Source organism: Nocardioides marinquilinus, from assembly GCF_039543705.1.
GTDB lineage: Bacteria > Actinomycetota > Actinomycetes > Propionibacteriales > Nocardioidaceae > Nocardioides > Nocardioides marinquilinus.
In genome coordinates this window covers 255148-280810 of the sequence record NZ_BAABKG010000007.1, presented here as the reverse complement: position 1 = coordinate 280810, position 25663 = coordinate 255148, and the positions used below count along the sequence as shown (strand labels likewise).

Annotated in this window: 25 protein-coding genes; 14 read left to right on the top strand and 11 right to left on the bottom strand. The window is 75.0% G+C overall.

Annotated features, from left to right (window positions below):
* Positions 1 to 75 precede the first annotated feature (75 nt).
* Genes ABEA04_RS22455 through ABEA04_RS22445 form a run of 3 tightly spaced genes read right to left on the bottom strand, consistent with a single transcriptional unit; the run spans position 76 to position 2115 of the window.
* Entirely contained in the window at positions 76 to 810 is a 735-nt protein-coding gene (locus ABEA04_RS22455) for a dienelactone hydrolase family protein (RefSeq protein WP_345464374.1), read from the bottom strand.
* A 25-nt stretch (positions 811 to 835) separates the two neighbouring features.
* Positions 836 to 1579: a DUF2510 domain-containing protein gene (locus ABEA04_RS22450; protein WP_345464371.1), complete on the bottom strand. Its 744-nt coding sequence runs from the start codon at positions 1577 to 1579 to the stop codon at positions 836 to 838.
* A complete protein-coding gene (locus ABEA04_RS22445; RefSeq protein ID WP_345464368.1) occupies positions 1576 to 2115 on the bottom strand; it encodes a hypothetical protein in 540 nt (179 codons plus the stop codon). Before ABEA04_RS22445 ends, ABEA04_RS22450 begins: the two co-directional genes overlap by 4 nt.
* A gap of 99 nt (positions 2116 to 2214) precedes the next feature.
* On the opposite strand from ABEA04_RS22445, the gene ABEA04_RS22440 reads away from it, so the two are divergent.
* Together ABEA04_RS22440 and ABEA04_RS22435 are read left to right on the top strand one after the other, a co-directional pair.
* On the top strand, positions 2215 to 3714 hold the full coding sequence (locus ABEA04_RS22440; RefSeq protein ID WP_345464365.1) for a cryptochrome/photolyase family protein: 1500 nt from the start codon (positions 2215 to 2217) through the stop codon (positions 3712 to 3714).
* Positions 3702 to 4235 (top strand): 2'-5' RNA ligase family protein, encoded by a 534-nt coding sequence (locus ABEA04_RS22435; protein ID WP_345464362.1) that lies wholly within the window; start codon positions 3702 to 3704, stop codon positions 4233 to 4235. The genes ABEA04_RS22440 and ABEA04_RS22435 overlap by 13 nt, the downstream gene beginning before the upstream one ends.
* Here the strand turns inward: ABEA04_RS22435 and ABEA04_RS22430 are convergent.
* Positions 4165 to 5208 carry a type IV toxin-antitoxin system AbiEi family antitoxin domain-containing protein gene (locus tag ABEA04_RS22430; RefSeq protein WP_345464359.1) on the bottom strand — a complete coding sequence of 348 codons (1044 nt, stop codon included), beginning with the start codon at positions 5206 to 5208 and terminating at the stop codon, positions 4165 to 4167. The two genes, ABEA04_RS22435 and ABEA04_RS22430, sit on opposite strands and share 71 nt — an antisense overlap.
* An 85-nt stretch (positions 5209 to 5293) precedes the next feature.
* Here ABEA04_RS22430 and ABEA04_RS22425 point away from each other — a divergent pair, with 85 nt between their 5' ends.
* Positions 5294 to 6595, top strand: a complete 1302-nt coding sequence (locus ABEA04_RS22425) for a lanthionine synthetase LanC family protein (RefSeq protein WP_345464356.1) — start codon at positions 5294 to 5296, stop codon at positions 6593 to 6595.
* 69 nt (positions 6596 to 6664) lie between these two features.
* Here ABEA04_RS22425 and ABEA04_RS22420 read toward each other — a convergent pair whose 3' ends face one another.
* Positions 6665 to 7942: an MFS transporter gene (locus ABEA04_RS22420; RefSeq protein WP_345464353.1), complete on the bottom strand. Its 1278-nt coding sequence runs from the start codon at positions 7940 to 7942 to the stop codon at positions 6665 to 6667.
* A gap of 55 nt (positions 7943 to 7997) precedes the next feature.
* On the opposite strand from ABEA04_RS22420, the gene ABEA04_RS22415 reads away from it, so the two are divergent.
* Positions 7998 to 8903: an aminoglycoside phosphotransferase family protein gene (locus ABEA04_RS22415; RefSeq protein WP_345464350.1), complete on the top strand. Its 906-nt coding sequence runs from the start codon at positions 7998 to 8000 to the stop codon at positions 8901 to 8903.
* Positions 8900 to 10147 (top strand): DUF480 domain-containing protein, encoded by a 1248-nt coding sequence (locus ABEA04_RS22410; protein ID WP_345464348.1) that lies wholly within the window; start codon positions 8900 to 8902, stop codon positions 10145 to 10147. The genes ABEA04_RS22415 and ABEA04_RS22410 overlap by 4 nt, the downstream gene beginning before the upstream one ends.
* Positions 10148 to 10324: 177 nt before the next feature.
* Here the strand turns inward: ABEA04_RS22410 and ABEA04_RS22405 are convergent, their stop codons facing one another.
* Positions 10325 to 11620 (bottom strand): dicarboxylate/amino acid:cation symporter, encoded by a 1296-nt coding sequence (locus ABEA04_RS22405; protein ID WP_345464345.1) that lies wholly within the window; start codon positions 11618 to 11620, stop codon positions 10325 to 10327.
* Between the two features lie 115 nt (positions 11621 to 11735).
* On the opposite strand from ABEA04_RS22405, the gene ABEA04_RS22400 reads away from it, so the two are divergent.
* From ABEA04_RS22400 to ABEA04_RS22385, 4 genes are all read left to right on the top strand, one after another.
* The gene (locus ABEA04_RS22400; protein ID WP_345464342.1) at positions 11736 to 12794 is read left to right on the top strand and encodes a DUF2332 domain-containing protein; all 1059 of its coding nucleotides are present in this window, start codon (positions 11736 to 11738) and stop codon (positions 12792 to 12794) included.
* Positions 12795 to 12804: 10 nt separating this feature from the next.
* Positions 12805 to 13773 (top strand): FkbM family methyltransferase, encoded by a 969-nt coding sequence (locus ABEA04_RS22395; RefSeq protein ID WP_345464339.1) that lies wholly within the window; start codon positions 12805 to 12807, stop codon positions 13771 to 13773.
* Positions 13774 to 13847: 74 nt separating this feature from the next.
* Entirely contained in the window at positions 13848 to 14030 is a 183-nt protein-coding gene (locus tag ABEA04_RS22390) for a DUF5302 domain-containing protein (RefSeq protein ID WP_345464336.1), read from the top strand.
* 82 nt (positions 14031 to 14112) lie between these two features.
* Positions 14113 to 14640: a MaoC family dehydratase gene (locus ABEA04_RS22385; RefSeq protein ID WP_345464333.1), complete on the top strand. Its 528-nt coding sequence runs from the start codon at positions 14113 to 14115 to the stop codon at positions 14638 to 14640.
* Between the two features lie 183 nt (positions 14641 to 14823).
* On the opposite strand, the gene ABEA04_RS22380 is transcribed toward ABEA04_RS22385, so the two are convergent.
* From ABEA04_RS22380 to ABEA04_RS22370, 3 genes are read right to left on the bottom strand one after another with little or no spacing between them, the layout of a single operon-like run.
* Entirely contained in the window at positions 14824 to 17415 is a 2592-nt protein-coding gene (locus ABEA04_RS22380) for a hypothetical protein (protein WP_345464330.1), read from the bottom strand.
* Position 17416: 1 nt separating this feature from the next.
* Complete coding sequence (locus tag ABEA04_RS22375) at positions 17417 to 18139, bottom strand: ABC transporter ATP-binding protein (RefSeq protein WP_345464328.1); 723 nt, start codon at positions 18137 to 18139, stop codon at positions 17417 to 17419.
* The gene (locus ABEA04_RS22370; RefSeq protein ID WP_345464326.1) at positions 18136 to 18723 is read right to left on the bottom strand and encodes a PadR family transcriptional regulator; all 588 of its coding nucleotides are present in this window, start codon (positions 18721 to 18723) and stop codon (positions 18136 to 18138) included. The genes ABEA04_RS22375 and ABEA04_RS22370 overlap by 4 nt, the downstream gene beginning before the upstream one ends.
* 55 nt (positions 18724 to 18778) lie before the next feature.
* Here ABEA04_RS22370 and ABEA04_RS22365 point away from each other — a divergent pair, with 55 nt between their 5' ends.
* Genes ABEA04_RS22365 through ABEA04_RS22355 form a run of 3 tightly spaced genes read left to right on the top strand, consistent with a single transcriptional unit; the run spans position 18779 to position 20930 of the window.
* Positions 18779 to 19345, top strand: a complete 567-nt coding sequence (locus ABEA04_RS22365; RefSeq protein ID WP_345464323.1) for a histidine phosphatase family protein — start codon at positions 18779 to 18781, stop codon at positions 19343 to 19345.
* A gap of 56 nt (positions 19346 to 19401) precedes the next feature.
* Positions 19402 to 20037 carry a DUF6758 family protein gene (locus ABEA04_RS22360; protein ID WP_345464320.1) on the top strand — a complete coding sequence of 212 codons (636 nt, stop codon included), beginning with the start codon at positions 19402 to 19404 and terminating at the stop codon, positions 20035 to 20037.
* 26 nt (positions 20038 to 20063) lie between these two features.
* Complete coding sequence (locus ABEA04_RS22355; protein ID WP_345464317.1) at positions 20064 to 20930, top strand: PHP domain-containing protein; 867 nt, start codon at positions 20064 to 20066, stop codon at positions 20928 to 20930.
* 107 nt (positions 20931 to 21037) lie between these two features.
* On the opposite strand, the gene ABEA04_RS22350 is transcribed toward ABEA04_RS22355, so the two are convergent.
* Complete coding sequence (locus tag ABEA04_RS22350; protein WP_345464314.1) at positions 21038 to 21805, bottom strand: SDR family NAD(P)-dependent oxidoreductase; 768 nt, start codon at positions 21803 to 21805, stop codon at positions 21038 to 21040.
* A gap of 68 nt (positions 21806 to 21873) precedes the next feature.
* On the opposite strand from ABEA04_RS22350, the gene ABEA04_RS22345 reads away from it, so the two are divergent.
* Both ABEA04_RS22345 and ABEA04_RS22340 read left to right on the top strand, forming a co-directional pair.
* The gene (locus ABEA04_RS22345) at positions 21874 to 22677 is read left to right on the top strand and encodes a ParA family protein (protein ID WP_345464311.1); all 804 of its coding nucleotides are present in this window, start codon (positions 21874 to 21876) and stop codon (positions 22675 to 22677) included.
* Positions 22674 to 23447, top strand: a complete 774-nt coding sequence (locus ABEA04_RS22340) for a L,D-transpeptidase (RefSeq protein ID WP_345464308.1) — start codon at positions 22674 to 22676, stop codon at positions 23445 to 23447. The genes ABEA04_RS22345 and ABEA04_RS22340 overlap by 4 nt, the downstream gene beginning before the upstream one ends.
* A gap of 549 nt (positions 23448 to 23996) precedes the next feature.
* Here the strand turns inward: ABEA04_RS22340 and ABEA04_RS22335 are convergent.
* Positions 23997 to 25529, bottom strand: coding sequence for a DEAD/DEAH box helicase (locus ABEA04_RS22335; protein ID WP_345464305.1), 1533 nt, complete (start codon positions 25527 to 25529; stop codon positions 23997 to 23999).
* Positions 25530 to 25663: the final 134 nt, after the last annotated feature.

The window sequence follows — 25663 nt, the reverse complement described above, 5'->3', positions numbered from 1 at the left end:
TCGTCAGGGTCGCTGCACGCAGACCCGGCCCCACGGACCCTGAGCCTGTCGAAGGGCGCTCGAGAGCCGGCCGCGCTACGCCCCGCCGAGCCGCTCGGCGAAGAACGCGAGCACGCGGTCGACGGCCTCCTGCTGGCGGTGCAGGGTGAGGGTGGCGTGGCGGCGTCCGGGGAACTCCACGCGGATGAACGCCTCGCCGAGCTCGTCGGTGAGCGTCTCGAACCGGGAGCCGACGGCCGGGTCCTGGGCGTAGCGCAGCCCCAGCACCGGGCACCCGCCGGCGGCCCGCTCGCGCACCGTGGCGAGGTCGGCGGGGGAGAGGTTGAGGTCGGCGGCGCGGCGCCCACCGATCGCGAACGGCGCCGACGGCTGCGCCACCACGGGGGCCGCCACGGCGTCGTCCACCATCATCGCGAGCGCGAACCCGCCGGTGAAGCACATGCCGAGCGCGCCGACGCCGGGGCCGCCGAGCTCGGCGTGCAGCTCACGCGCGAGGCTGCGCAGCCAGCCTGCGACCGGAGTGGTCTCACCCGTGGCGAGCTTGGTGAACTCGCGGCTGACGCACACCTGCCGCACGGCGTTGGCGAGCGTCAGCGGGTTGACCCGGGCGCCCGGCATCCCGAACAGGTGCGGGAGGACGACGGTGTAGCCGGCCTCGACGACCTCCTCGGCGAAGGCCACCACCTGCGGGGTGAGCCCCGGGATCTCGTGGACGACGACCACGCCCGGCCCGCTGCCGCGGCGGTAGGTCGGGAAGGTGCGCCCGTCGCCGGTGTGCTCGCCCTCGGTCCACGCATCCAGCACGCCCATCGTCCGAGCCTAGGGCCCGCGCGGCTCAGCCGGCAGGGGTCCGGCGCGCACCGAGGACGGCGGCCACGACCAGCAGCACGTAGCCGGCCACCGGCAGGTAGGCGGCGACCTCGGGGTCGAGGTCGCCGGGGAAGAGCTGGTCGACCAGCAGCATGTGGGCGCTCGCCGCGATCCCGGCGACGACGGCCAGCACCATGCGCATCGCGCCGTTGCCGCCGGCGGTCGGTGGCAGCGGCACGCAGCCGAGCGTCAACCCGACCAGGCCGAGCGCCAGCAGCAGGTAGCCCGCCCATGCGCCGTAGAGGTAGACGACCCAGTCGTCGAGGCCCTGCACGCCGTCGCTGCCGGCGTCGCGCAGCGTGCTGCTGAGGTCGGTGAAGCGGCTGGGGTCGACGTCGGCCCACGGCAGGGCGAACAGGCCGAGGACGACGAGCAGGAGCCCGAGCACCCCGACGGCGAGCCCGGCGCCGGGCTGGTGGCGCACGCCGGAAGCCGGGCCGAACCCGGGCCCGCCGGGGCCGAGGCCCGGTGGCGGGCCGGGGTGGAAGGCCGGGCCCGGGTGGTGCGGCGTCGCACCCGGGGGCGGTGGTGGCGCGGTCGGGGCGTGCCGCTCGACGGGTCGCGGCGGCGGCAGCGGGGTCGCGCGCTCGGGCAGCGGATCGCCCAGCGGCTGGCCGTGGGCGCCGACGACGTGCTCGGTCCAGGCGGCGCCGTCGTACCAGCGCCGGCCGAAGCGCCCGGTCGGGTCGTCGAACCAGCCGGCGCTCACGGACGGTCCACCGTGATGACGACGACGCCGCGGCGGTCGACCAGCACGCTGCTGGCGTCGATGTCGAGCCAGCCGAGCGAGCTCTGGTCGCCGGCGGCGTACAACGGGCCGTGCCAGGCGGTGACGCGTCCGCTGCCCGTGTACTGGGTGGTGGTCGGGCTGCTCCACTCGTAGCCGGCCGCGGGGAGCCGGTCGTCGTAGAACTGCTTGACCTGCGGCAGCCGGGCCCTGACCACGTAGTACTTCTCGCCGGGCGAGGGGAACTGCACCCGGGTGCGGCGGGCGCCGGGCGGCAGGGGGAAGGCCTGCGTGGGCCGCGCCGTGGTGGCGCCGTCGTCCGAGCCGGACCCGGAGTCGGAGCCTGAGTCGGAGGCCAGGGGGCCGTCCTCACCGGCGGCCGCGGTCGGCGAGCTGCTGTCGGCGTCCTCGTGCAGCACCACGATGGTGCCGATGACGCCCAGCGTCAGCACGAGCACGATGATCGAGACGACCCGCGCGGCGACCTCGCCGGTGGTCGTGGGTGGGACTCCGTGCACGGAGCGAGCATGCCCCCGGTGCCGCTCGGGCAATCACCCGGACGGCGGTCGGCCGCGTGGGTGTGCCAGCCGGTCCGGCCGGGTGCCTACCGTCGCGGCATGGCGAGCAGGCGGTCACGACCGGTGCGGCTGGTGATGCCGCACCAGCTCTTCGAGAGCCACCTCGACGCCGACGACGGCACCCGGTTCGTGCTGGTCGAGCACGACCTGCTGTTCCGCCGGTACCGCTTCCACACCCAGAAGCTGGTGCTGCACCGGGCGAGCATGCGGCGCTTCGCCGACCGGCTGCGCGAGCGCGGCTTCGACGTCGAGCACCTCGAGACCGACGGCCGGACGACGTCGCGCGCCGCGCTGGCCCGCACGCTCGAGCGGCTCGCGCCGTCGGCGGTGAGCGTCTACGACGTCGTCGACGACTGGCTCGGCCAGGACCTCTCGCGTGCCGTCGCGGACGCCGGGCTCGAGCTCACGCCCCACGACGTGCTCGAGACGCCCAACTTCCTCACCACGCGGCAGCAGCTGGCCGACGTGTTCGGGTCGAGGAAGGGCCGGGCGCGCATGGCGGCGTTCTACGAGTGGCAGCGGCGGCGGCTCGACGTCCTCATGGACGGCGACCAGCCGCGCGGCGGGAGGTGGAGCTTCGACGAGGACAACCGCAAGAAGCTGCCGAGGAACCACCCCGTGCCCGAGCCGACGCCGCCCGAGCGGCACGAGGCGGTCGACGAGGCCATCGCGTGGGTCAAGCGCGCCTTCCCCGACAACCCCGGCGACGCGGACGCCTTCGCCTGGGCGACCAGCCACGACGAGGCCGACGCCGCCTTCGAGCAGTTCCTCGCCGACCGCTTCCACGAGTTCGGGCCCTACGAGGACGCCCTGCCCAGCGAGCACCCGTGGGTCTTCCACTCGGTGCTCACCCCGGCGCTCAACGTCGGGCTGATCAGCCCGCGCCACGTGCTCGACCGCGCGCTCGAGGTCGGCGAGGCGAACGACGTCCCGCTGGCGAGCCTGGAGGGCTACGTGCGGCAGGTCATCGGGTGGCGGGAGTACATGCGCGCCACCTACGCGCTCTACGGACGGCGGCTGCGCACCGGCAACCGGCTCGAGCACGCGCGCAGGCTCGACGACGGGTGGTGGACGGCGTCCACCGGCCTGGCGCCGGTCGACCACGTGCTGGAGCGGGTGCTGCGCCACGGCTACGCCCACCACATCGAGCGGCTGATGGTGCTCGGCAACGCGATGTGCCTGCTGCGCATCGACCCCGACGAGGTCTACGAGTGGTTCATGGAGCTGTTCGTCGACGCCTACGACTGGGTGATGGTGCCGAACGTCTACGCCATGAGCCAGTTCGCCGCGGGGGAGGCGATCACCACCAAGCCCTACGTCTCGGGGTCGAACTACCTGCGCAAGATGAGCGACTACGCCTCGGCGCTCGACGGGGAGTGGCAGGAGGACTGGGACGCCCTCTACTGGACCTTCGTGCGCGACCACCACGAGGTCTTCACCGGCAACGCCCGCTCGCAGTTCGTCGTCTCGGCCTACGACCGCATGGACGCCGGCACCAAGGCGCGCCACACGAGGCGGGCCAACCGGTGGCTGTCGTGACCCGGATGCACTCCATCGAGCTGCTGCCCGACGCCGCGGGCCACGACCTGGTGCGGGCCGACTGGACGGCGCTCACCGACGCCGGCCTGCCGTCGCTGGCCGACAACACCAACGCCAGCAACGCCCCGCACGTCACCGTCGTCGGCGCGCCCTCGATCACCGCCGAGCACGAGCGGCTCGCCGTCGACCTGGTCGCGCCGATGCTGCCGCTGACCGCGCGGGTCTCGGGTCTCGGCGTCCTCGAGGGCAAGCGTGGACGTCGCGCGCTGGCCCGGCTCGTCGAGGCCCCCGACCCGTTCGTCGAGGCGGTGCTGCGGCTGCGCGAGGCCGTCGGCGACCGCCGCTACGGCGGCTGGCTGCCCCACCTGTCGGCGAGCCTGCGGCTGCGGCCCGAGCAGCTCGGCCCCGCCCTCGACGCGCTGCCCGACCTCGAGGACGCCACCGTCACGTTCACGGTGCTGCGGCGCTGGGACCCCGAGGCGGGCGAGACGCGCGACCTGTGGTCGGCCCCGGCGCGCTAGCCGGAAGATCGGGTCGACCTGGTCCATCCGAGGTCCCGCACTCGGGGCAGCGGGCGGGGCGACCCGCCCAGCCGAGGCGCTGCATGACGGCCGCCACCCGTGCGGCCGTCAGGCACGGGCGGTCGAAGACCTGTCGGTAGCCGATGCGCAGCGTGGTGGCGCCGGGGTCGTTCGGTTCGAGGTCGAGGTCGCGGTCGCAGCTCGGCTGGGTCGAGGACGCGTCGAAGGCGCGGCCGTCGAGCTCGACGACCAGGCCGAGGTCGTCGTGGGCGACGTCGCGGTGGTCGGTGCCGTCCGGCCCGTGGTCGCGGGTCTGCGGGCGCCCGGCGGGCAGCGCGTGGGGCTGCACGACGCGCGTCCGGTAGCCGTGCTCGAGCTCCGAGCAGGTGCCGTGGGCGACGTCCGCGAGCACGGACGTGAGCCAGGCGCGTCGCCCGACCCGCTCGCGTGACCCGAGCCGGTTCAGCAGCCGGGTCGCCGTCGTCCGCCGCGACCCGCACGCGTCGGCGAGCACCGCGACGGCGTCGAGGTCGGAGCGTGCCGCCGCGGCCAGGTCGAGCACGGCCTCCTCGTACCTGACCCGGGGCGGCGAGGCGTTCGCCTGGACCCGCCCGACGAGCCCGGCCGCGCGATGCACCTGCACCCCCGCGGTCGGCCGCAGCCGCCGCGCGTCAGGGACCGCCACGTGGACGACGCCCTCGTCACGGCCGCGTCGTCCGGGCCCCTCGGCCGCGCGCACGGCGGAGTCGAGGCACAGCGCGGCGCCGTCTCCGGCGTGCAGGACGGCCGCCCACGCCCGTTGCTGCCAGCTCGGCTGACCGTCGCGCTCGGCGTAGACGCCCGGGTGGAGCGCCACCAGCTCGCCGCGGCGCAGCATCCGCGCCACGGCGGTGCGGTCGAGACCGAGGGCGAGCAGCTGCGGCCGCGCGACGACGCCGTCCTGCTCGCGCAGCAGCTCGGCGATCTCGTCCATGCGGTGATGGTGACCGATCCCGAGGGGCGCGGCGACCGTCCGCGAACGGCCTGTGGACGACGCGCTCCGCCGGTAGGTTGCGCGCGTGTCCGACAGCCACCGCGAGCTCGCCGAGGCGGGGTGGCGGTGGGTGCTCGACCAGCTGGTGTGGGACGCCGACGGGCCGTGGCTGCCCGAGACGGTGCCGCACGACGACGTCCGGCCGGCGACGTACCTCGGGCTGCACAGCGGGCTCGGCGGGCTCGCGCACGTGCTCGCCGAGGTGCGGCTCGCGCGGCCGTGGACGACGGCCGAGGGCCGCCTGGCCGAGGCGATCGTCGAGCGCCTCGCCGACGACTGCGCGACCGCCACGGAGTACGACCTGTTCGACGGCGCGGCCGGGCACGTCGACGCCCTCCTCGCGCTCGGCGCCGACCCGACGCCGGGCGTGCGGCGGCTGCTCGACCTCGCCACCCCCGACGGCTGGCCGCAGCAGCACGTCGGCCCGCCCCGCTACGCCGACGGCGCCCGGCTGAGCGACGCCACGATCGGCACCGCGGGCGTGCTCCTCGCCGGGCTGTGGGCGCGGCGGCACGGCGTCGCGGGGGCCGGCGAGCTCGCCCGCCACGCCGCCGGCGTCCTCGCCGCCGAGGCCGCGGCGGCGCCGTCCGGCGTCACGTGGCGGTTCGTGCCCGTCCGCTTCCACCGCGAGCCCCGCTCGGAGATGCCCAACTGGTCGCACGGCCTGGCCGGCATCGCGGCGGCCGTCGCCCTCGCGGGCGGCGAGCTCGACCGGCCCGACCTGCTCGCCCTCGGCCGCGCCGGGGCCGAGCAGCTGGTCGCCCTCGGCACGCACGACGACGCGGGCTTCCGGGTGCCACGCCAGGTGCCGCCCGTCGACAGCGTCGTGACCTTCGCGTGGGGCTGGTGCCACGGCCCGAGCGGCACGTCGTCCCTCTTCGCCGCGCTCGACCACCTTGGCGTCGAGGAGGTGGCTGGCACCGCGCCGCGGGTCTGGCGCGCTCGGTGCTGGGACGCCGTCCGCGGCTCCGGCATCCCCGCGCGGCTGAAGCCGGGGTTCTGGGACAACGACGGTCGTTGCTGCGGCACGGCCGGCGTCGTCGACCTCGCCCTCGACGCCGGTGAGGTGGGGTTCGCCGTCCGGCTCGGCGACGCCCTGGTCGAGCGGGCCGAGCGCGACGGCGACCGCGCCTGGTGGCGGTTCGTCGAGCCCACCGCCGACGACCCCCTGCTGCCGCCCGGCACCGGCTGGATGCAGGGCGCCGCCGGCATCGCCGCCGCCCTGTTCCGCCTCGCCCGCGGCACCGGACCCGACCGCGACCTCACCCGCGTGCCCCGCGCCGACACGTGGTGGGCCGGCCCGCCGGCCTTCTCAGCCGGCTCCTGACGTTCTCGGCCGGTGCAACGGCCGAGAACGTCAGGAGTCACCGGATCACCGGTGACTCCTGCCACCGGCCTACCGCACCCGCTCGTCGTCCCGCAGCGACCACATGAGCGGGACGGCGAGCAGCAGGGCGGCCGAGCAGACCAGCCACATCGAGGCGTAGCCCTCGGTGCTCTCGAAGACGTTGTCGGCGGTGAGGACGACGACCACGCCGGCCACGACCGGGCCGAGGGTCGAGCCGAGGCCGCGGCTGAAGCCGAAAAGGCCGGACGCCGCGCCGTGGCCCTCGGCGGGCAGCATCCGCATCAGCACCGCGAACGGGATCGTCATCACCGTCGCGGCGCCGGCCGCGACCAGCGGGATCGCGACGATCACCCACGCCGAGGCCGTGAAGGCCGGCAGCACCATTCCCGCGGCGTAGATCGCGCTGGCCGCCACCAGCACCCGCACGTAGCCGTGCCGGTCGGCGACCCCGCCGGCGAACGGCGCCGCGACGGCGATGCCGATGGCGACGAGCGGGAAGATCACGGTGGAGACGAAGGTCGAGGACCGGTCGAGCCCGACGGTGAAGAACAGCACCACGAAGGCCCGCAGCGCGGCGAGCGCGAAGTTCCACAGCCCCTCGCACAGGCACATGGTGCGGATGCCCCGGTCGCGCAGCAGCGCCACGTTCGCCTGCCACGACGAGCGGCCCGACTCGTCGCGCTCCACCGGCTCGTCGAACCGGGAGCGCAGCGCGGTGATCAGGACGCCGACGCACACCGCGGCCACCAGCGCGGCCGCCAGGAACGGCAGCGCCACCCACACGTCAAGCAGCAGCCCGCCGCCCACCAGCGCCAGGCCGGTGCCGATGACCCGCAGCGTGCCCTCGAAGCTGCGGGAGCGGCCGCTGTGCTCGTCGGGCACGAGGTCGGGGTAGAGGGACCAGTGCGGCGCGAGGAAGCCGTAGTAGCCGGCGTAGAGCACCACCAGCACGCCCACGAACACCGCGAACGACCGTCCGCCGAGCGCCGCCACCACGCCCACCGTCGTCATCGCCACGACCACGGCCGCCGCGCACGCCAGCAGGAACGGCACCCGGTCGCGCACGCGGGTCGACGTCCGGTCGGCCCAGGCGCCGATGATCGCGGGCACGAAGATGCCGAAGAACCCCTCGGCGCCGATGAGGACGCCGACCAGCACCGGCCCCGAGGCCTGCTCGACCAGCACCGGCAGGTAGGTCGAGACCACCGTGACCACGAGCGCCATGCCGAGGGCCGGGGTGCCGAGCCGCAGGTAGAAGCGCCGTTCGGGCCAGGTCAGGGGCGTGACACCGGTGGCGGTCGCGGCGTCGTCGGACATCGCGCTCATGTGTACCAGCGAAACCCGCGCGCGGGACGACGCCGTCCGGCCTAGGGTCGCGGCGATGCACGCCGACGAGCAGGTGGCCACGGCCGCGCAGGTGACGCGGCTGGTCGCCGACCAGCACCCGCAGTGGGCCGGGCGGCCCGTCGTCCCGGTGGCCGAGCACGGCACCGACCACTGCCTGTTCCGTCTCGGCGACGACCTCGTGGTGCGGATGCCGCGGGTGCCGTCCGCGGTCGAGCAGCTCGAGAAGGTCGCCCGGTGGCTGCCGCGGCTGGCGCCGCACCTGCCCGCGGCCGTGCCGACGCAGGTCGCGCTGGGCCGGCCGGGGGAGGGCTTCCCGTGGGCGTGGTCGGTGGTGCCGTGGCTGCCCGGCCGCACCGCCACCACCTACGACGAGGACGACGCGCCGCTGGCCCGCGACCTCGCCGCGTTCGTGCGCGCCCTGCACGCGCTGCCGGCCGACGGCGTCCCGGCCCCGCCCGCCGGCGCCCGTGGCGCGCCGCTGCACCACGTCGACGCCTCGGTGCGTCGGGCCGTGCGGCTCTGCGGTGACCGGGTCGACGGCGACGCCGTCCTCGCCGTGTGGGACGACGCCCTCGCCGCCCCCGAGCACGACGGCCCCGGCGTGTGGCTGCACGGCGACCTGATGGCGGGCAACCTGCTGCTCGACGGCGCGGGCCGTCTGAGCGGCGTCATCGACTTCCTCTCCCTCGACGCCGGCGACCCCGCGCCCGACCTCGCGGCCCGCTGGAACCTGCTCGGCGCCGGTCCGCGGGCCGTCTTCCGCGACGCCGTCGGCCACGACGAGGCCACCTGGCGCCGGGCCCGCGGCTGGGCGCTCGCGCCGGCGCTGACCGGCATCCCCTACTACTGGGACACCGTGCCCGCCTTCGCGCAGCGCGGCCAGCGCACGGTCGAGGTCGTGCTCGCCGACGCGGCGGATGTCCTACCGTCGGGTCCGTGACCGAGACCCGGCCCGACGAGACCCGGCTGCCCCAGCTGCCACAACTGTCCGCCGAGGAGCAGCGCGTGCTCGGCGTCCTGCTCGAGAAGGAGGTGACGGTCCCGGCGTCGTACCCGATGACCGTCAACGCCGTGCGCACCGGCTGCAACCAGACGAGCAGCCGCGAGCCGGTCACCGACTACGACGAGCGGGTGGTGCACGAGACCCTGCGCGGCCTGAAGTCGCGCGAGCTCGTCGCCGTCACCTGGGACGACCGCGGACGCCGCACCCTCAAGTACGTGCAGACGCTCGTGGCGCGCCTCGACCTCGCGCCCGACGAGAGAGCACTGCTCACCGTGCTGTTGCTGCGCGGGGCCCAGCCGCCGGGGGCGCTCAAGACGCGCACCGAACGCCTGCACCCGTTCGCCGACCGTGACCAGGTCGATGCCTGCCTGCAGCGGATGGCGGCCGCCTCGCCGCCCCTGGTGCAGCAGCAGCCGCGTCGTCCGCGCGAGCAGGACCACCGCTGGGTGCACCTGCTCGGCCCGGTCGAGGACGCCGAGGGCCCGGCCGCCGCGGCCGCCGCACCGGCCGTCGACCGCGACGCCGTGCTGGCCGAGGGCCCCGAGGCGCGGGACGCGCGGGTGCGGGACGGCTACGGCGCCATCGCCGCCGAGTACGCCGCCTCGCTCACCGGCGAGCTCGACGACCTGCCGTTCGAGCGGTGGCTGCTCGAGCGCGTGGCCGCCCACGCCGGCACCGACCCGGTGGTCGAGGTCGGCTGCGGGCCCGGCCACGTCACCGCCTACCTCGCCGAGGCCGGCGCCGACGCGACGGGCCTCGACGTGACGCCCGAGATGGTCGAGGAGGCCCGCCGCCGCTACCCCGACGGGGTCTACGAGGTCGGCGACCTGCGCACCCTGATGCGTCCGGTCACCGCCACCGGGTGGGCCGCCGTCCTCGGGTGGTACTCGCTGATCCACCTCGCGGCGTCCGAGCTGCCCGCCGCCGTCGAGGCGCTGGTGCGGCCGCTGCGCGCCGACGGCTGGCTGGTGCTCGCCCTGCACGCCGGCTCCGAGGTGCGCCACGCCGACACGTGGTTCGAGCACGACGTCGACCTCGACTTCGTGCTGCACGAGCCCGCCGACGTCGTCGCGCTGGTCACCGCCGCGGGCCTGGTCGACGTCGAGTGGTACCGCCGCGGCCCCGTCGCCGCCCGCGGCGAGACCTCCGAGCGGCTGTACGTGCTCGCCCGCAAGCCCTGAGCCTCCACGCTGGTCGAGGGGTGTGGCCGGCCACGGCCGAGCTTCGGGACCGCGTGACGCCGCCCACGTGAGCCCGCGCGCGCCGACGAAACTGCGGGTTCTGCGACGAAGGTTTGTCGCAGAACCGGGAGTTTCACCACTTAAGTGGTGAAACTCCCGACTCGCAGCTCGCCCGGGTCAGGCCGCGGCGGTCTCCGGCTCGCGGACCTCGGGGGCGCCGCCGAGCGGGTCGTCGCGGCGTCCGTTGTAGACGCTCTCGTCGAGCAGGCCTTCGCGCTTGGCGACGACCGTCGGCACGAGCGCCTGGCCGGCCACGTTGGTGGCGGTGCGCATCATGTCGAGGATCGGGTCGATGGCGAGCAGCAGGCCGACGCCCTCGAGGGGCAGGCCGAGCGTGGTGAGCGTCAGGGTCAGCATCACCACGGCGCCGGTGAGGCCCGCGGTGGCGGCCGAGCCGATCACCGAGACGAAGGCGATGAGCAGGTAGTCCTGCAGGCCGAGGTCGATGCCGAACAGCTGCGCCACGGTGATGGCGGCCAGCGCCGGGTAGATCGCCGCGCAGCCGTCCATCTTGGTCGTGGCGCCGAAGGGCACCGCGAACGAGGCGTAGTCGAGCGGGACGCCCAGGTTGCGGTTGGTCACGCGCTGGGTCAGCGGCATCGTGCCCATCGAGGAGCGCGAGACGAAGGCGAGCTGGATGGCGGGCCACGCGCCGCTGAAGAACTTCACCGGCGACAGGCCGTGGGCCCGCAGGATCAGCGGGTAGACCACGAAGAGCACGATCGCGCAGCCGACGTAGACGTCGACGGTGAAGGTGGCGAGCGGGGCGACCAGGTCCCAGCCGTACTGCGAGACCGCGCGGCCGATGAGGCCGAGGGTGCCGAGCGGCGCCAGCTTGATGATCCACCACAGCACCTGCTGGACGACGCTCAGCGCGGAGCGCATGAAGTTCAGGAACGGCTCGGCGGGCTCGCCGACCTTGAGCACCGCGGCACCGATCACCAGGGCCAGCACGACCAGCTGCAGCGCGTTGAACGACGCGCCGCCCTCGTCGACGTTCAGGCCGAGGAAGTTGGCCGGCACCAGGCCGGTGAGGAAGTCGAGCCACGACCCGCTGCCGCCGTCGAAGGTGGCGCCCTCGGTGCTGATGTCGGCGGCCCGGCCGGGGTTGGTCACCAGGCCGATCACGATGCCGATGGTCACCGCGACCAGCGAGGTGATGGCGAACCAGAGCAGCGTCTGCCCGGCCAGCCGCGCCGCGTTGCTCACCTGGCGCAGGTTGGCGACGCTGACGATGATCGCGGTGAGGATCAGCGGCGGGACGGCGGCGGTGAGCAAACCGACGAAGACGCTGCCGATCGTGTCGAGCGTGGTGTCGAGCCAGCCGACGCCGTACTGGCGGGCGACGAAGCCGAGCACGACGCCGAGCACGAGGCCGGCCACGACCTGCACCCAGAACGGGACGCGGCGCACGGCCGCGAGGGGAGCCGAGAACGAGGACATGTGGGTCGAACCCGCCCTCGCCGGGTGATCATTCCCGCACCGCGGTCCGTGTGCGGGTGATCACGTCGGGTGGCAGGTTGGTCCCGTGGACCTCGTGAGCGCCCTGCGCGGCCAGGCGGAGGCGTGCGCCTCCCTCGGGTCGCCGATGTACGCCGACCTGCTGACCCGCGCGGCCGACGACGTCGAGGCGGGCGGCCCGACGGCGTCCGTCCTGGCCGGCCACGAGGACGACCCCGGCCCCTCGGCCCTCGCGCTCCGCCTCGCCGGCTCGGTGCACCGGCTGGTGCTCGAGCGCCGCGCGGGCGCCCTGGCGGCGTACTACCCGAGCGTCGGCGGCACCTTCGAGCCCGAGGGCTGCTGGACGGCGTTCCGCACGCTGCTGGCCGAGCGGCCGGACGACGTCCGCGCCTGGCTCGACCGGCCGCCGCAGACCAACGAGGTGGGCCGCTCGACCGGCCTGATGGGTGGGCTGCTGCAGCTGGCGGCCGAGCACCCCGGGCTGCCGGTTCGGCTGCACGAGATCGGCTCGTCGGGCGGGCTGAACCTGCTGGCCGACCGCTTCCGCTACGCCACGGCGCAGGGCTCGTTCGGCCCGGCCGGCTCGCCCGTCGTCCTGGACGGCGCCTGGGAGGGTCCGGTGCCCACGCACGCCCCGTGGCCCGAGGTCGTCGAGCGTCGCGGCAGCGACGTGATGCCGGTCGACGTCGCCACCACCGAGGGCCGGCTGGCGCTCACCGCCTACGTCTGGCCCGACCAGCGCGAGCGGCACGAGCGGCTGCGCGGCGCGCTGCGGCTGGCGCAGGAGCACCCGGTCAGGGTCGAGCGCCGCGGCGCCGGCGACTTCGTCGACCGGCTCGAGCTCGCCGACGACGCCGTCACCGTGCTGTGGCACTCGGTGATGTGGCAGTACCTCGACGCCGCCGAGCAGCAGCGGGTGCGCGACCGGCTCGAGGTGCTCGGCGCCGGGGCGGGCGAGCGGCGTCCGCTGGCGCACCTGTTCCTCGAGCCGACGCGCCGCACGCCGGACGACGAGCACGCGTTCTGGCTGGTGCTCGAGACCTGGCCGGACGGCGGCCGCCGCTTCCTCGCCCGCTCGCGCGGGCACGGCGTGCCCACCACGTGGGAGGCGGGGGAGCCCTCATAGAGTGCCCCGGGTGACGAACCGGTGGCTGGACCGTGCGAAGAGCGCGCAGACCCGCCTGCGCGAGCGCCGCACCCCCCTGACCGACGACCTCGCGCTCGTCGAGGACCCCAATGCCGCGCCGGCGCGGGTCACCGAGCTCGACGAGACGACGTGGCTGGTCGAGCGCGGCGAGCGGCGGCGCGTCGTCCCCCTCGGCGCACCCGACCTCGGCACCACGCTGCTCACCACCGGCCGCAAGGTGCGCCGGCTCAAGCCGAGCCACCTCTACGAGAAGGCGCTGCTCGACCACGCCTGCCAGGGCCACCTGGTCTGGCTGCTCACCCGCCTGAAGATCGACGTCGTCCTCGACGTCGGCGCCAACCGCGGCCAGTACGCCCGCGGGCTGCGCGCGGCCGGCTACGAGGGTCGCATCATCAGCTTCGAGCCGGTGCCGGCCACCCTCGACCGGCTGCGCGAGGTGAGCCGCGACGACCCGCTGTGGGACGTCGTCCCCTACGCGCTGGGCCGCGAGGACGGCGAGGCCGAGATCCACGTCAACGACACCCTCAGCTCGATGCTCGACGCCAGCGAGTTCGGCGTGGAGTGGAAGGAGTCGATGGGCCGCGCGCCCACGACCACGATCCAGGTGCGACGCCTCGACGGCGTCCTCGCCGAGGTGCTCGACGGGGTCACCGGTGCGGACGGCGCGGCGCCGCGGCTCTACCTCAAGCTCGACACGCAGGGCTTCGACCTCGAGGCGTTCGCGGGTCTCGGCGACCGGGTCTCCGACGTCCTCGGGATGCAGTCGGAGGTGGCGTGCCTGCCGATCTACGAGGGGATGCCGGGCATGAGCGAGGCGCTCGAGACCTACACCGCGGCCGGGTTCTCGCTGACCGCGATGTTCCCGGTCTCACGGCACGTGCCGACCATGCGGGTCATCGAGTTCGACGCCTTCCTGGTGCGCGACCCCGACCCGGAGCACCCCGACCGTCATCCGTGAGAGGCCGCTGAACACTCGCTGAGCAGCCGCGCAATCCCCTCGACGGCGTGGGCGCCGGGTGCGAGGGTGGAGCCATGACCGGCTCGCAGAACGACGACCTGAAGGCCAAGATGCGCGAGGCGCTCGACCGGAAGAACAAGAAGGAGAAGGGCGTCCACGACGACGGCGTGGTGCACGAGAAGGCCCACGGTCCCGAGGTCTCCGGCGGCGCCGCCCCGAAGATGCACCGCCGCAAGGCCGGAGGCGGCGGAGCGTAGCCGGGCGACGGCCACCGGGGCACCACGCCCTGCCACAATGCGCGACGTCCGAGGTCAGCAGACGTCAGCCAGGAGGCAGCCCGTGCAGTTCGGTCGCAGCTACGAGGAGTTCGAGGTCGGCGCGGTCTACCGCCACTGGCCGGGCAAGACCGTCACCGAGGCCGACGACCACCTGTTCTGCCTGCTGACGATGAACCACCACCCGCTGCACCTCGACGTGCACTACGCCGAGGAGACCACGCAGTTCGGCAAGAACGTCGTGGTCGGCAACTACGTCTACTCGATCCTGCTCGGCATGTCGGTGCCCGACGTCTCGGGCAAGGCCATCGCCAACCTCGAGATCGAGTCGCTGCGCCACGTGGCGCCGACCTTCCACGGCGACACCCTCTACGGCGAGACGCGGGTGCTCGACAAGCGTGAGTCGACCAGCAAGGACGACCGGGGCGTCGTCCACGTCGAGACCATCGGCTACAAGCAGGACGGCACCGTCGTGTGCATCTTCCGGCGCAAGGTGATGGTGCCGAAGCAGAGCTACCTCGACGCCCGCGGCGGCGAGCAGCCCGGCCGCCCCACCCCCCAGCCCGACCGCAACTGGCCCGGCCCGAGCTGACCCGTCAGACATGTCTGACGGGTCAGCGTCGATTTCGCGGTGACCCGTCGAACATGTCTGACGGGTCGACGCCCGGCCCGCAGCTTCTGGGGTTGTCGCTCCGCTTCTCGGGCGTTGCACTGCCCGAGAACGTCAGGGATACCCGGTGAACCGGGTATTCCCGACGTCGCTGGGACCGGCGCGTCAAGCGGTGCGTCTGGTGAGGGTGAGGCGGGTGGGGACGACGAGCCAGCCGGCGGCGGCGCAGAGCAGCGGGACGCCGAGCAGCAGCGCGCCGAGGCCGGCCCACGGCACCGGGGTGCCGGGGGAGCCGACCACTTGCAGCAGTGACGCGCCGCCGGCGCCGCCGACCACCAGCCCCACCCCGGCGCCGAGCACGCCGACGAACAGCGCGTGCCCGGCGCCGACCGCGCGCCGCAGGCCCGGTGGCGCGCCGACGGCGGTGAGCGTGGCGCTGTCGTCGCGCCCGTCGGCGGCCGCGAGCGCCACCACGAGCCCCACCACCAGCGCGATCAGTGCCAGCGTGCCGCCCACCACCGGCAGCACGTACCGCGTGTTGTCCTGCACGTAGGGCGCGTCGACGTAGGCGTCGATGCCGTACAACCGCAGCGCGTCGCTGTCGGCCTGGGTCAACGGACGGTTGGCCACCAGCCACGCGGTCGACGCGGGCCGTACGTCGTAGCCGAGCCCCTCGGCGGTCTCGCGGCTGAGCCACACCGGCTCGAACCCGCCCGACGTCGTCGTCCGCGCGACCACGGCCGGCACCTCCCGCCGGTCGGCGGAGCGACCGCGGCCGACGCGCAGCACGACCTCGCCGTCGCGCACCAGCCGCGGGGCGGTCACCACGACCGAGCCGTCGGCGAGCGCCGTCCGCGTCGCGTCGTCGGCCCCCACCGCATCGAGGTAGGTCTCGTCGACCACGCGCACGCGCTGGCCCGTGCGGTCGTTGAGCGGACGACGTCCGGCGCGGGCCTCCGACCACGTCACCACCCGGGCGTCGAGGCCGACCTCGGCCGCGGTGCGCTCGATGCGCCCGGCCGTCTCGCCGGTGAGGCCGCCCGGGGCCGGGGTCGTGTACAGCTCGGCGGCCTCGGCGGGCACGGGGCTCTGCTCCTGGGACGTCGGCGTCGCGGCCTGGGCCTGCAGCCCGAAGCCGGCGAAGACCGCGCCCGTGGTGACGACGCCGATGGCCAGCACGGCCGCGGTCGTGCGGCCGCGGTGGCGGGCGGCGTCTCGCACCGCGAGCCGCCAGGGCAGCCGGCCGCGTCCACCGGCCCGCCCGGCCTCGGTGACCACCCACGGCAGCACGAGCGTGGTGCCGGCCAGCAGGGCGAGCGCGCTGAGCGCCCCGAGCAGCACCGGCACGGCCGAGCCCACCTGGTCGCGCGAGGGCGCGTAGGCGCTCGCGATCCGAAAGCCGCAGGCCAGCAGGCCGACCAGTCCGAGGGCGACCAGCCACAGGCCGGCGCCGCGCCAGCGGTGCGCGGCGGCCCGGGGGCCGACGGCGACGTGGCCGTCGAGCGCCTGACGGGCGGTCAACCGCCCGACGCCCCACGCCGGCACCGCCGCGGCGAGGACGGCGCTCAGCGCGCCCAGCAGCGCGATGGCGACCACCCCGACCACCGGCACCGAGTACTCGATCAGCCGCTGGTCGACCAGCGCGCCGAGGCGTCGTCGTCCGAGCACGAGGACGCCGGCGCCACCGGCCACGCCGAGCAGCGCGGCGGCCAGGCCGATCCACACGCCCTGCGCGAGCACGGTGCGGCGCACGTCGGCCGTGGTGCCGCCCGCGGCCACCAGCAGGCCGAGCGTGCGGCCCTGACGCCGGGCGCCGACGGCGAACGCCGCGCCCACGAGCACGAGCACCTCGACCAGGCCGACGCCGATCACGAGGGCACCGACCGCGACCGCGACCGGGTCACCCGCCGGCCGGGCCGGTGATGACAGGCCCCAGGCGGCGGGGTCCTCGGCGGCCGCGCGCACCCACGAGCCCACACCGGCCGCGGCGAGGTCGCGGCGCAGCGCCTGCCCCGCGGCCACGTCCATCTCCGGCAGGTCGACCAGGTAGGACGCCACGTCGTCGCCCGGCAACCGGTCGGCGAGCGTCACCGAGCCCGGCGGGACGACGACCCGCAGGCCGCCCCACTCGCCCTCGCCGGGCGCGGGCGTGAGCAGCCCGGTCACCCGCAGCTCGCCGTCGGCCAGCGCGAGGGTCGCGCCGTCGCGCAGCCGGTCGCCGTCCACGAGGTCGAAGGCCCGGGCGACCGTCGGGCTCACCGCCGCCTCGTCGGGCGCCTCGGGCGCGCGGCCGGAGGCGATCTCGTCGAGGCCGCGGGTCAACGGGTCGGCGAGGTCGAGCACCCGGCCGGTGGCCGTGCCGCCGGTGGCGAGCCGCACCTGGGTGTAGCCGATCGGCGTGACCCGCGACCCCTCGGGCAGCAGGGCCGCGACGTCGACGTCGAGCGGGTCGCGCACCTCGTCCGCTCCGCGCGCCGGGCGGGTGTCGGTGTAGCGGCCGCCGTCGACCAGCCGTGAGCGCACCTGCGCGTAGGGCGTGACGTCGACCTGGGCGTCGGCGGCGCCGTGGTCGACGTAGAGCCCGTTCGCCGAGCGGTAGTCGGTGGTGACGGCCACGGTGGCGGCCACGACCGCCACGGCCACCGGCAGCGCCACCAGGACGACGACGACCGCCGTCCGCACCCGGTGAGCCAGCAGGTCGCGCCACGCCATGCGCAGCGCCGGACGCCAGCGGCTGACGCGTTCGAGGGCGCCCACCTCAGGCGCCCGCGCCGAGCAGGGACTCGGGCTCGGCCTGCGCGCCGGTGTCGTCGACGACGGCGCCGTCGCGCAGGAAGACCACCCGGTCGGCCCACGCGGCGTGGCCGGCGTCGTGGGTCACCAGCAGGGCGGCGACGCCGCGGGCGCAGCGCTCGCGCAGCAGCCGCAGCACCTGCTCGCCGGTCTCGGAGTCGAGGGCGCCCGTGGGCTCGTCGGCCAGGATCAGGCTGCGCTCGCCGACCACGGCCCGCGCGATCGCGACCCGCTGCTGCTGGCCGCCCGACATGTCCTGCGGCAGCCGGTCGGCCAGCTCACCGACGCCGACCTCGCTCAGCGCGGTCACGGCGTGCTCGCGCGCCGCACGGGGGCGGACGCCGTCCAGCTCGAGCGGCAGCGCGACGTTCTCGGCGGCGGTGAGGGAGGGGATGAGGTTGAAGTCCTGGAAGACGTAGCCCACGCGGCGGCGCCGCAGCCGCGCCAGGTCGCGCGGGGCCAGCTCGCCGAGCTCGACACCGGCCACCCGCACCTGCCCGGCCGTCGCACGGTCGAGGCCGCCGGCCAGGTTGAGCAGGGTCGACTTGCCCGACCCGCTGGGGCCCATGACGGCGACCAGCTCGCCCGCGGCGACCCGGATCGTGAGCCCGCGCAGCGCGTGGACGGCGGTGTTGCCCGCGCCGTGGATGCGGTCGACCTCGACCAGCTCGAGCACCTGCTCGCTCATCGGGCGACCTCCTCGTCGGCCTCGGTGCGGACCGGGTCCGCCGCGGGGGCGGGCCGGCCGCGGCGGGCCCGGGTCAGCGCTCCCTCGCAGTGGTCGAGCCAGCGCAGCTCGGCCTCGGCGGTGAAGCGCAGGTTGTCGAGCACCAGCGACCAGGCGAGGTCGCCGTCGGCCGGCTCGGGGTCGGCGTCCCGCTTGAGCCGGGTCAGCTGCTGCAGCCGCTGCATGGTGGCGGTGCGCTGGGTCTGCACGATCGTGCGGACGTCGAGCCCCGGCGTCGTCGCGGCCAGCGCCAGCTTGATGGCGAGCTCGTCGCGCGGACGGTCGCCGGCGGTCACCGGCTTGGCGAACCAGGCGGCGAGGGCCTCGCGCCCCGACGCGGTGAGCTCGTAGCGCTGGCGGCCCTCGGCGTCCGGCTCGTGGCCGGTCACCAGCCCGTCGCGCTCGAGGCGGGTCAGGGTCGTGTAGACCTGCCCGATGTTCAGCGGCCAGGTGGAGCCGGTGGCGCGCTCGAACTCGGCGCGCAGCTGGTAGCCGTAGCGGGGGCCGTCGCCCAGGAGGGCGAGCAGGCCGTGCGGGATGCTCATGGATACGGAGTATGCATACTCGGTATGTGGTGCGGCAAGCGCTACGGTTCTCGGCGTGTCGAGCGAGCTGTGGGTGGTCAGGCACGGTCCGACCGAGTGGAGCCGCGACGGGCGGCACACCTCCGTCACCGACCTCCCGCTGCTGACCGACGGCGAGGACGACGCCCGCGCCCTCGCGCCGCGCCTGGCCGACCTCGACCCGGCGCTCGTGCTGAGCAGCCCGCGGCAGCGGGCGGTGCGCACCGCCGAGCTGGCCGGCTTCGGCCCCGACCGGGTCGAGGTGGACGACGACCTCGTCGAGTGGGCCTACGGCGACTACGAGGGCGTCACCACCGAGACGATCCGCGAGACGGTCCCGGGCTGGACCGTCTGGACCCACGACAGCCCCGGCGGCGAGACCGCCGAGCAGGTCGGCGCCCGGCTCGACCGCGTCGTCGCCCGCGCCCGCGCCGTCGACGGTCCGACGCTGTGCTTCGGCCACGGCCACGCCCTGCGGGTGCTCGCCGCGCGGTGGCTCGGCCTGCCCGTGGCCGACGGCCGCCACCTCAAGCTCGACACCGCGACCGTCTCGGTGCTCGGCTGGGAGCGCGAGACGCCGGTCGTGCTGCGCTGGAACGGCTGAGCCGGGTCTGCTGCCAGGCCTTGACGCCACGGCCCGTCACCACGACGGTGGTCGCCATGCCGCTCTCGGTCGGGTGCCCGCGCTGTGCCGCTCCCGTGGCCGAGACCGACGCGGGATGGGCGTGCGTCGAGCACGGCGACGTCGAGCCGCTGTGGCGTCCCGACGAGGCGAGCTACGCCGGGTTCGCCGACCACCTGCGCCGATCGACCGCGATGCCGACCTACCTGCCGTGGCCGATGAGCCCCGGCTGGAGCGTCAGCGACTTCGCCGCGGTGGGCGCCGAGCCCGGCCGCGCCCGCGCCACGATGACCTGCACCTCCGGCACGAGCGCGCTCGACGGCCCGGTCGACGTCATCGTGGTCGCCGAGGAGCCCGGCACCGGTCTGGGCGCGCGCATCGCCGGCGTCCGGCACGCCGACCCGGGCGCCGACCTCGGCGACGGGCCCGCCACCGTGCGGGTGCGGGTCGACCGCGCCGTCGTCCCGCTCTGGCCGGTCTCGGTGAGCGCGTCCGACGGCGAGTGGGACCGCTCGGTCGTCGTGGGCGAGGCGCACGGCCGGTGGCTGTGGCTGGTGCTGCGGCCGGCGTCCGCGGTGCTGCTGCTGCGCGACGACTGGATCCTGCGCGACTGCTCGCAGTCGGGTCCCGAGCTGGTCGAGCTGCCGTTCGGGGGTCCGGCGCCGGCCTGGTGAGACGGGCCGACCGTAGGGTCGAGGCCGTGCGCATCGACCTCCACACGCACTCCGCGATGAGCGACGGGACGGCGTCGCCGGCCGAGCTGGCCGCGCAGGCGCGCGCCGCCGACCTGGACGTCGTCGCCCTCACCGACCACGACACCACCGCCGGGTGGGCCGAGGCCGCCGACGCCGCGGTGCAGCACGGCGTCGCGCTGGTGCGGGGCATCGAGGTCAGCGCCCGCCACCGTGGGCACGGCGTCCACCTGCTCGCCTACCTGCCCGACCCCACCCATCCCGCGCTCGCCGCGATGCTCGAGCGCATCGTCGCCGGCCGGTCGAGCCGCGCTCCGGCGATGGTGGCGGCGCTGAACCGGGCCGGCGTCGCGATCACCCTGGACGACGTGGGGGAGCGCGCCGTCACCGGTCGTCCGCACGTGGCCGACGCGCTGGTGCGGCTCGGCGTCGTGGCCAGCCGCGACGAGGCGTTCGAGCAGTGGCTCGACGTCGGCCGCCCCGGCTACGTCGACCGCTACGCCGCGCCGGTCGTCGAGGCCATCGGTGTCGTCGCCGACGCCGGCGGCGTCACCGTCGTGGCGCACCCGTGGGCCCGCGGACGGCGCGACGCCCTGCCGCCGTCCGAGCTCGCCGTCCTCGCCGCGGCCGGGCTGACCGGCGTCGAGGTCGACCACCGCGAGCACGAGCGGCCCGACGTGCGCGACGAGCTGCGGGCGCTCGCCCGCGACCTCGACCTGGTCGTCACCGGCTCCAGCGACCACCACGGCACGGGCAAGGTCGACCACGACCTCGGCTGCCACACCACCGACCCCGAGCAGTACGAGCGCCTGCTCGCCGCCGCCGCGGCCGCCTCGGCGGCGTCCGGACGTGCGACGCCCGCCGTGGTCGGCTGACGTCGCCCGGTTCGTTCGATCGAACGGTTCGCGCCTCGGATCGGCGGTTTGAACGGGTCGATCCGTTCGATCGAACGGAACGACGGCCCGCCCGGGCGGTGACCGACCTACTTGCGCCCCACCGACTGGAAGGTCTGCAGCACCCGGCTCGGTACGACGCGGGTGATGGCGGCGATGGTCTTGTACTGCGCGCCGGGCACCGAGTAGACGCGACCCTTGTCGTGGTCCGAGAGCGCCTTGGCGACCAGGAAGTCGACGTCGAGCCACATGAAGCCGTCGCCGCGGCGCACGTCCATGCGCTCGTGGAACTCGGTCTTGGTGAAGCCGGGGCACAGGCTCGTCACGGTGACGCCGCGGTCGCGGTACTCGTTGGCGGCCCACTCGCTGAAGCTGTTCACCCACGCCTTGGCGGCGGCGTAGGTGCCGCGCGGCAGGAACGCGGCCACGCTCGAGACGTTGATGATGCCGCCGCGGCCGCGCTCGGTCATCGCCCCCAGCGCGGCGTGGCTGAGCACGAGGACGGCGCGCACCAGCACGTCGAGCATCGCCACCTCGTCCTCGACCGGGTTGTCGAGGAAGCGCTTCTTCAGCCCGAAGCCGGCGTTGTTGACCAGCAGGTCGACGGGCCGCTCGGTGTCGGCGAGCCGGGTGGCGACGGTGGCGAGCTGGTCGGGGTCGACGAGGTCGGCCACCAGCGTCTCGACGCCGACGCCGTGCTGCGACGAGAGCTCGTCGGCGACCCGCGCGAGGCGCTCCCCGTCGCGGGCGACCAGCACGAGGTCGTGGCCACGGCGGGCGAGGTGGACGGCGAAGGCGTGGCCGATCCCGGCGGTCGCGCCGGTGACGAGGGCGGTGCCCGGGGCGGCAGGAGGCATGGGCGGCATCCAAGCACGCCGTGCGGCCTCCGACGGACGGCGGCCGACGTCCGGCATGATGAGCACCGATGACCACCACGCTCGCCGTCGCCAACCAGAAGGGTGGCGTCGCCAAGACCACCAGCGTCGCGTCCATCGGGGCCGCGCTGGTGGAGCGGGGTCACTCCGTGCTCCTGGTCGACCTCGACCCGCAGGCGTGCCTGACGTTCTCGCTCGGCATCGACCCCGAGGACCTCGAGATCTCCGTGCACCAGGTGCTCACGCGCGGCCTGCCGGCGCGCGAGGCGATCCTCGCGACCGAGGACGGCGTCGACCTGCTGCCCGCGACCATCGAGCTGGCCCGTGCCGAGGCCGACCTGCTCACCCGCACCGGCCGCGAGCAGGTGCTGCGCTCGGTGCTCGACGACCTCGCCGCCGACGGTGGGCCCGCCTACGACTGGGTCGTCCTCGACTGTCCGCCCTCGCTGGGCGTGCTCACCGTCGCCGCGCTCACCGCCGCTGACGGCGTCCTGATCCCGCTGCAGTGCGAGACGCTGTCCCATCGCGGCGTCGGCCAGCTGCTCGACACCGTGCACGACGTGCGGCGCTTCACCAACCGCGACCTCGAGGTGTGGGGCGTGCTGCCGACGCTGTACGACGGCCGCACCAACCACGCGCGCCGGGTGCTGGAGACGATCAGCGAGACCTACGACCTCGCCGTCGTCGAGCCGCCGATCCCGAAGACCATCAAGTTCGCCGAGGCACCCGCGGCCGGCCGCTCCATCCTGCAGACCAGCCGCAGCAGCAAGGGCGCCGCCGCCTACCGAGAGGTCGCGGCCAACCTGGCGGCCCGCGCCGGCATGGCCGACCCCCAGGCCAGGGAGCTCGCATGAGTCGCCACCGCGCCGAGACCGAGCCGGTCTACCGCACCCGTCACGGCCGGGTCGCGGTGCTCGGCATCTCGCTGACCACCACCGCCATCGCCCTGCTCGGCGGCGTCGGCGTGCTGCCGTCGGCGGCCGACGACACCCCGCACGCGGCCGTCACGGCGCAGGCGGTCGCCGCCCAGACCCAGGCCGAGCGGGACGACGTCCCCGCCGTCGCGACGCCGGAGCCGACCGACGACGCCGCTCCGTCGCCGCGGACGGCGCCGAGCCAGCCGGCCGACAAGCCGACCGACGAGCCGACCGAGGACGTCGTCGAGCCGCCGACCGGCACCGACGACGTCGAGTCGTCCGAGGGCGGCGTCCCGGCGCCGCTGCCGGCCGACTCCGGCGACGGACGACGCGTCGTGTTCAGCGAGACCGAGCAGCGGGTGTGGCTGGTCGACGACGACGGCACCGTCGAGCGCACGTACCTGGTCTCCGGCAGCCTCACCGACAACCTCGACCCCGGCACCTACGAGGTGTTCTCGCGGTCCGAGGACGCCATTGGCATCGACGGCTCGGAGATGAAGCTGTTCGTGCGTTTCACCCGCGGCCCCAGCGGCGCGGCGATCGGCTTCCACACCATCCCCACGGACCCCACCGACGGCGACCAGCGCATGCAGACCATCGCCCAGCTCGGCACCCCCCGCTCCCACGGCTGCATCCGCCAGGCCACCCCCGACGCCAAGGCCATGTGGGACTTCGCGGACGACGGCACCACCGTCGTCGTCGTCTGACCCGCCGCCGTCGTGGGGTGGCGTCGGGGGAGCGGTGACTGGGTTACCGATTCGGGCCGCCGAACGGTAACCAGTTCACCGCTGACCAGGGCTGAGCCGCGGGAGCGGTGACTGGGTTACCGAATCGCGGCGCCGAACGGTAACCAGCTCACCGCCGACTGGGGCTGAGCCGGGGGAGCGGTGACTGGGTTCCCGAATCGCGGCGCCGAACGGTAACCAGCTCACCGCTGACTGGGGCTGAGCCGGGGGAGCGGTGACTTGGTTACCGAATCGCGCCTCAGAACGGTAACCAGCTCACCGCCGTCCCGACCTGAGCCGGGTGGGCGGTGCGTGGGCCACGGTCCGAACGGGACGGACGGTGGCTGACCCACCGCCGTCCCGACCTGAGCCGGGTGGGCGGTGCGTGGGTCACGGTCCGAGCGGGACGGACGGTAGCTGGCGCACCGCCGTCCCGACCTGAGCCGGGTGGGCGGTGCGTGGGCCTTGGTCCGAGCGGGACGGACGGTGGCTGACCCACCGCCCACCGGTCGGGCCGCGGCCCGGGGCGACTCAGCCCTCGGAGCCCTCGGACGACGCGGGCGCACCCGCGCCGGACGACGCGCCGGACTTGCGGCGACGGCGGCGGCGGTTGCGGCTGGCGCCACCCTCACCCGAGCCCGCCGAGCCCGACCCGGAGACCTCGGACGCGGTGCGCTCCTGCGCCTCGCCGGCGGTGACGGGGGCGTCGGTGTCGGCGCTGCCGGCTCCGGCCTGGACCGTCTGGCCGCCGCGCGTGCGGCTGCGGCTGCGGTCGCGGCGGGGACGATCGGCGCGGGGCCGGTCGGCGCCGCGCTCACCGCGGTCGGAGGAGCCGGAGCGCTCGACCGGCGCCGGGTCGACGATGCGGCCCTTCGTGCCGGGGGCGATGCCCTGGTCGTGGTAGAGGTGCTCGGAGGTCGAGTAGGTCTCCTGCGGCTCCTCGAACGGCAGGTCCAGCGCCTTGTTGATCATCTTCCAGCGGTGGATGTCGGCCCAGTCGACGAAGGTGATCGCGGTGCCGGTGGCGCCGGCGCGGCCGGTGCGGCCGATGCGGTGCACGTAGGTCTTGTCGTCCTCGGGGCAGGAGTAGTTGACGACGTGCGAGACGCCGGCGACGTCGATGCCGCGGGCGGCGACGTCGGTGGCCACCAGCACCCGCAGCTTGTTCTCGCGGAACTTCGCCAGCGCCTTCTCGCGCGCCACCTGCGTCATGTCGCCGTGCAGCGAGGAGGCGTTGAAGCCGCGCTCGGCGAGGTCGTCGGCGACGCGCTGCGCGGCGCGCTTGGTGCGGGTGAAGACGATCATCTTGTCGGCGTCCTCGGCCTGCAGCACCCGCCCGATGATCTCGGGCTTGTCGAGGTCGTGGGCCTGGTAGATGAACTGCGCCGTGGCGGGCACGGTGGCGTTCTCGTAGGACGACTCGGCCCGGATGTTCATCGGGTGGCGCATGTGGGTGCGCGCGAGCGCCACGATGGCGGCCGGCATGGTCGCCGAGAACAGCATGGTCTGGCGGGTCTCGGGCGTCATCTTCAGGATGCGCTCGACGTCGGGCAGGAAGCCGAGGTCGAGCATCTCGTCGGCCTCGTCGAGCACCAGCGCGTGCACGTGAGAGACGTCGAGCGCTCGGCGGTTCGCCAGGTCGATGAGCCGGCCGGGGGTGCCGACGACGACGTCCACACCGCTCTCGAGCGCCTCGAGCTGGCCCTCGTAGGGGACGCCGCCGTAGATGGTGAGCACACGGAGGCCGCGGTCGGCGCCGGCCAGCTTGAGGTCGTTGGAGACCTGCAGCGCCAGCTCACGCGTGGGCGCCACGACGAGCGCCTGCGGCTTGCCCTGCGGCAGCTCGGCGTAGTCGGGGTCGGTGGGGGCCACGCTGCGCTGCAGCAGCGGGATGCCGAAGGCGAGGGTCTTGCCGGTGCCCGTGCGGGCCTGGCCGATCAGGTCGGTGCCCATCAGGGCGACCGAGAGGGTCATCTCCTGGATGGCGAACGGGACGGTGATGCCGGCGCGCTCGAGCGCGTCGCAGATCTGGGGCTGCACGCCCAGGTCGCGGAAGGTCGTCAATGTTCTGCTTTCGGTGAGTGGGTCGTCGTCGCAAGGTGCGGCCGACCGCGAACGTCACCCGTCGAGGGGTGGGAGGGCGGGTCAACCGCGCACATCCGGGAGCGGCGAAGAGGCGCCGCTCGCCCTGCCAGGGT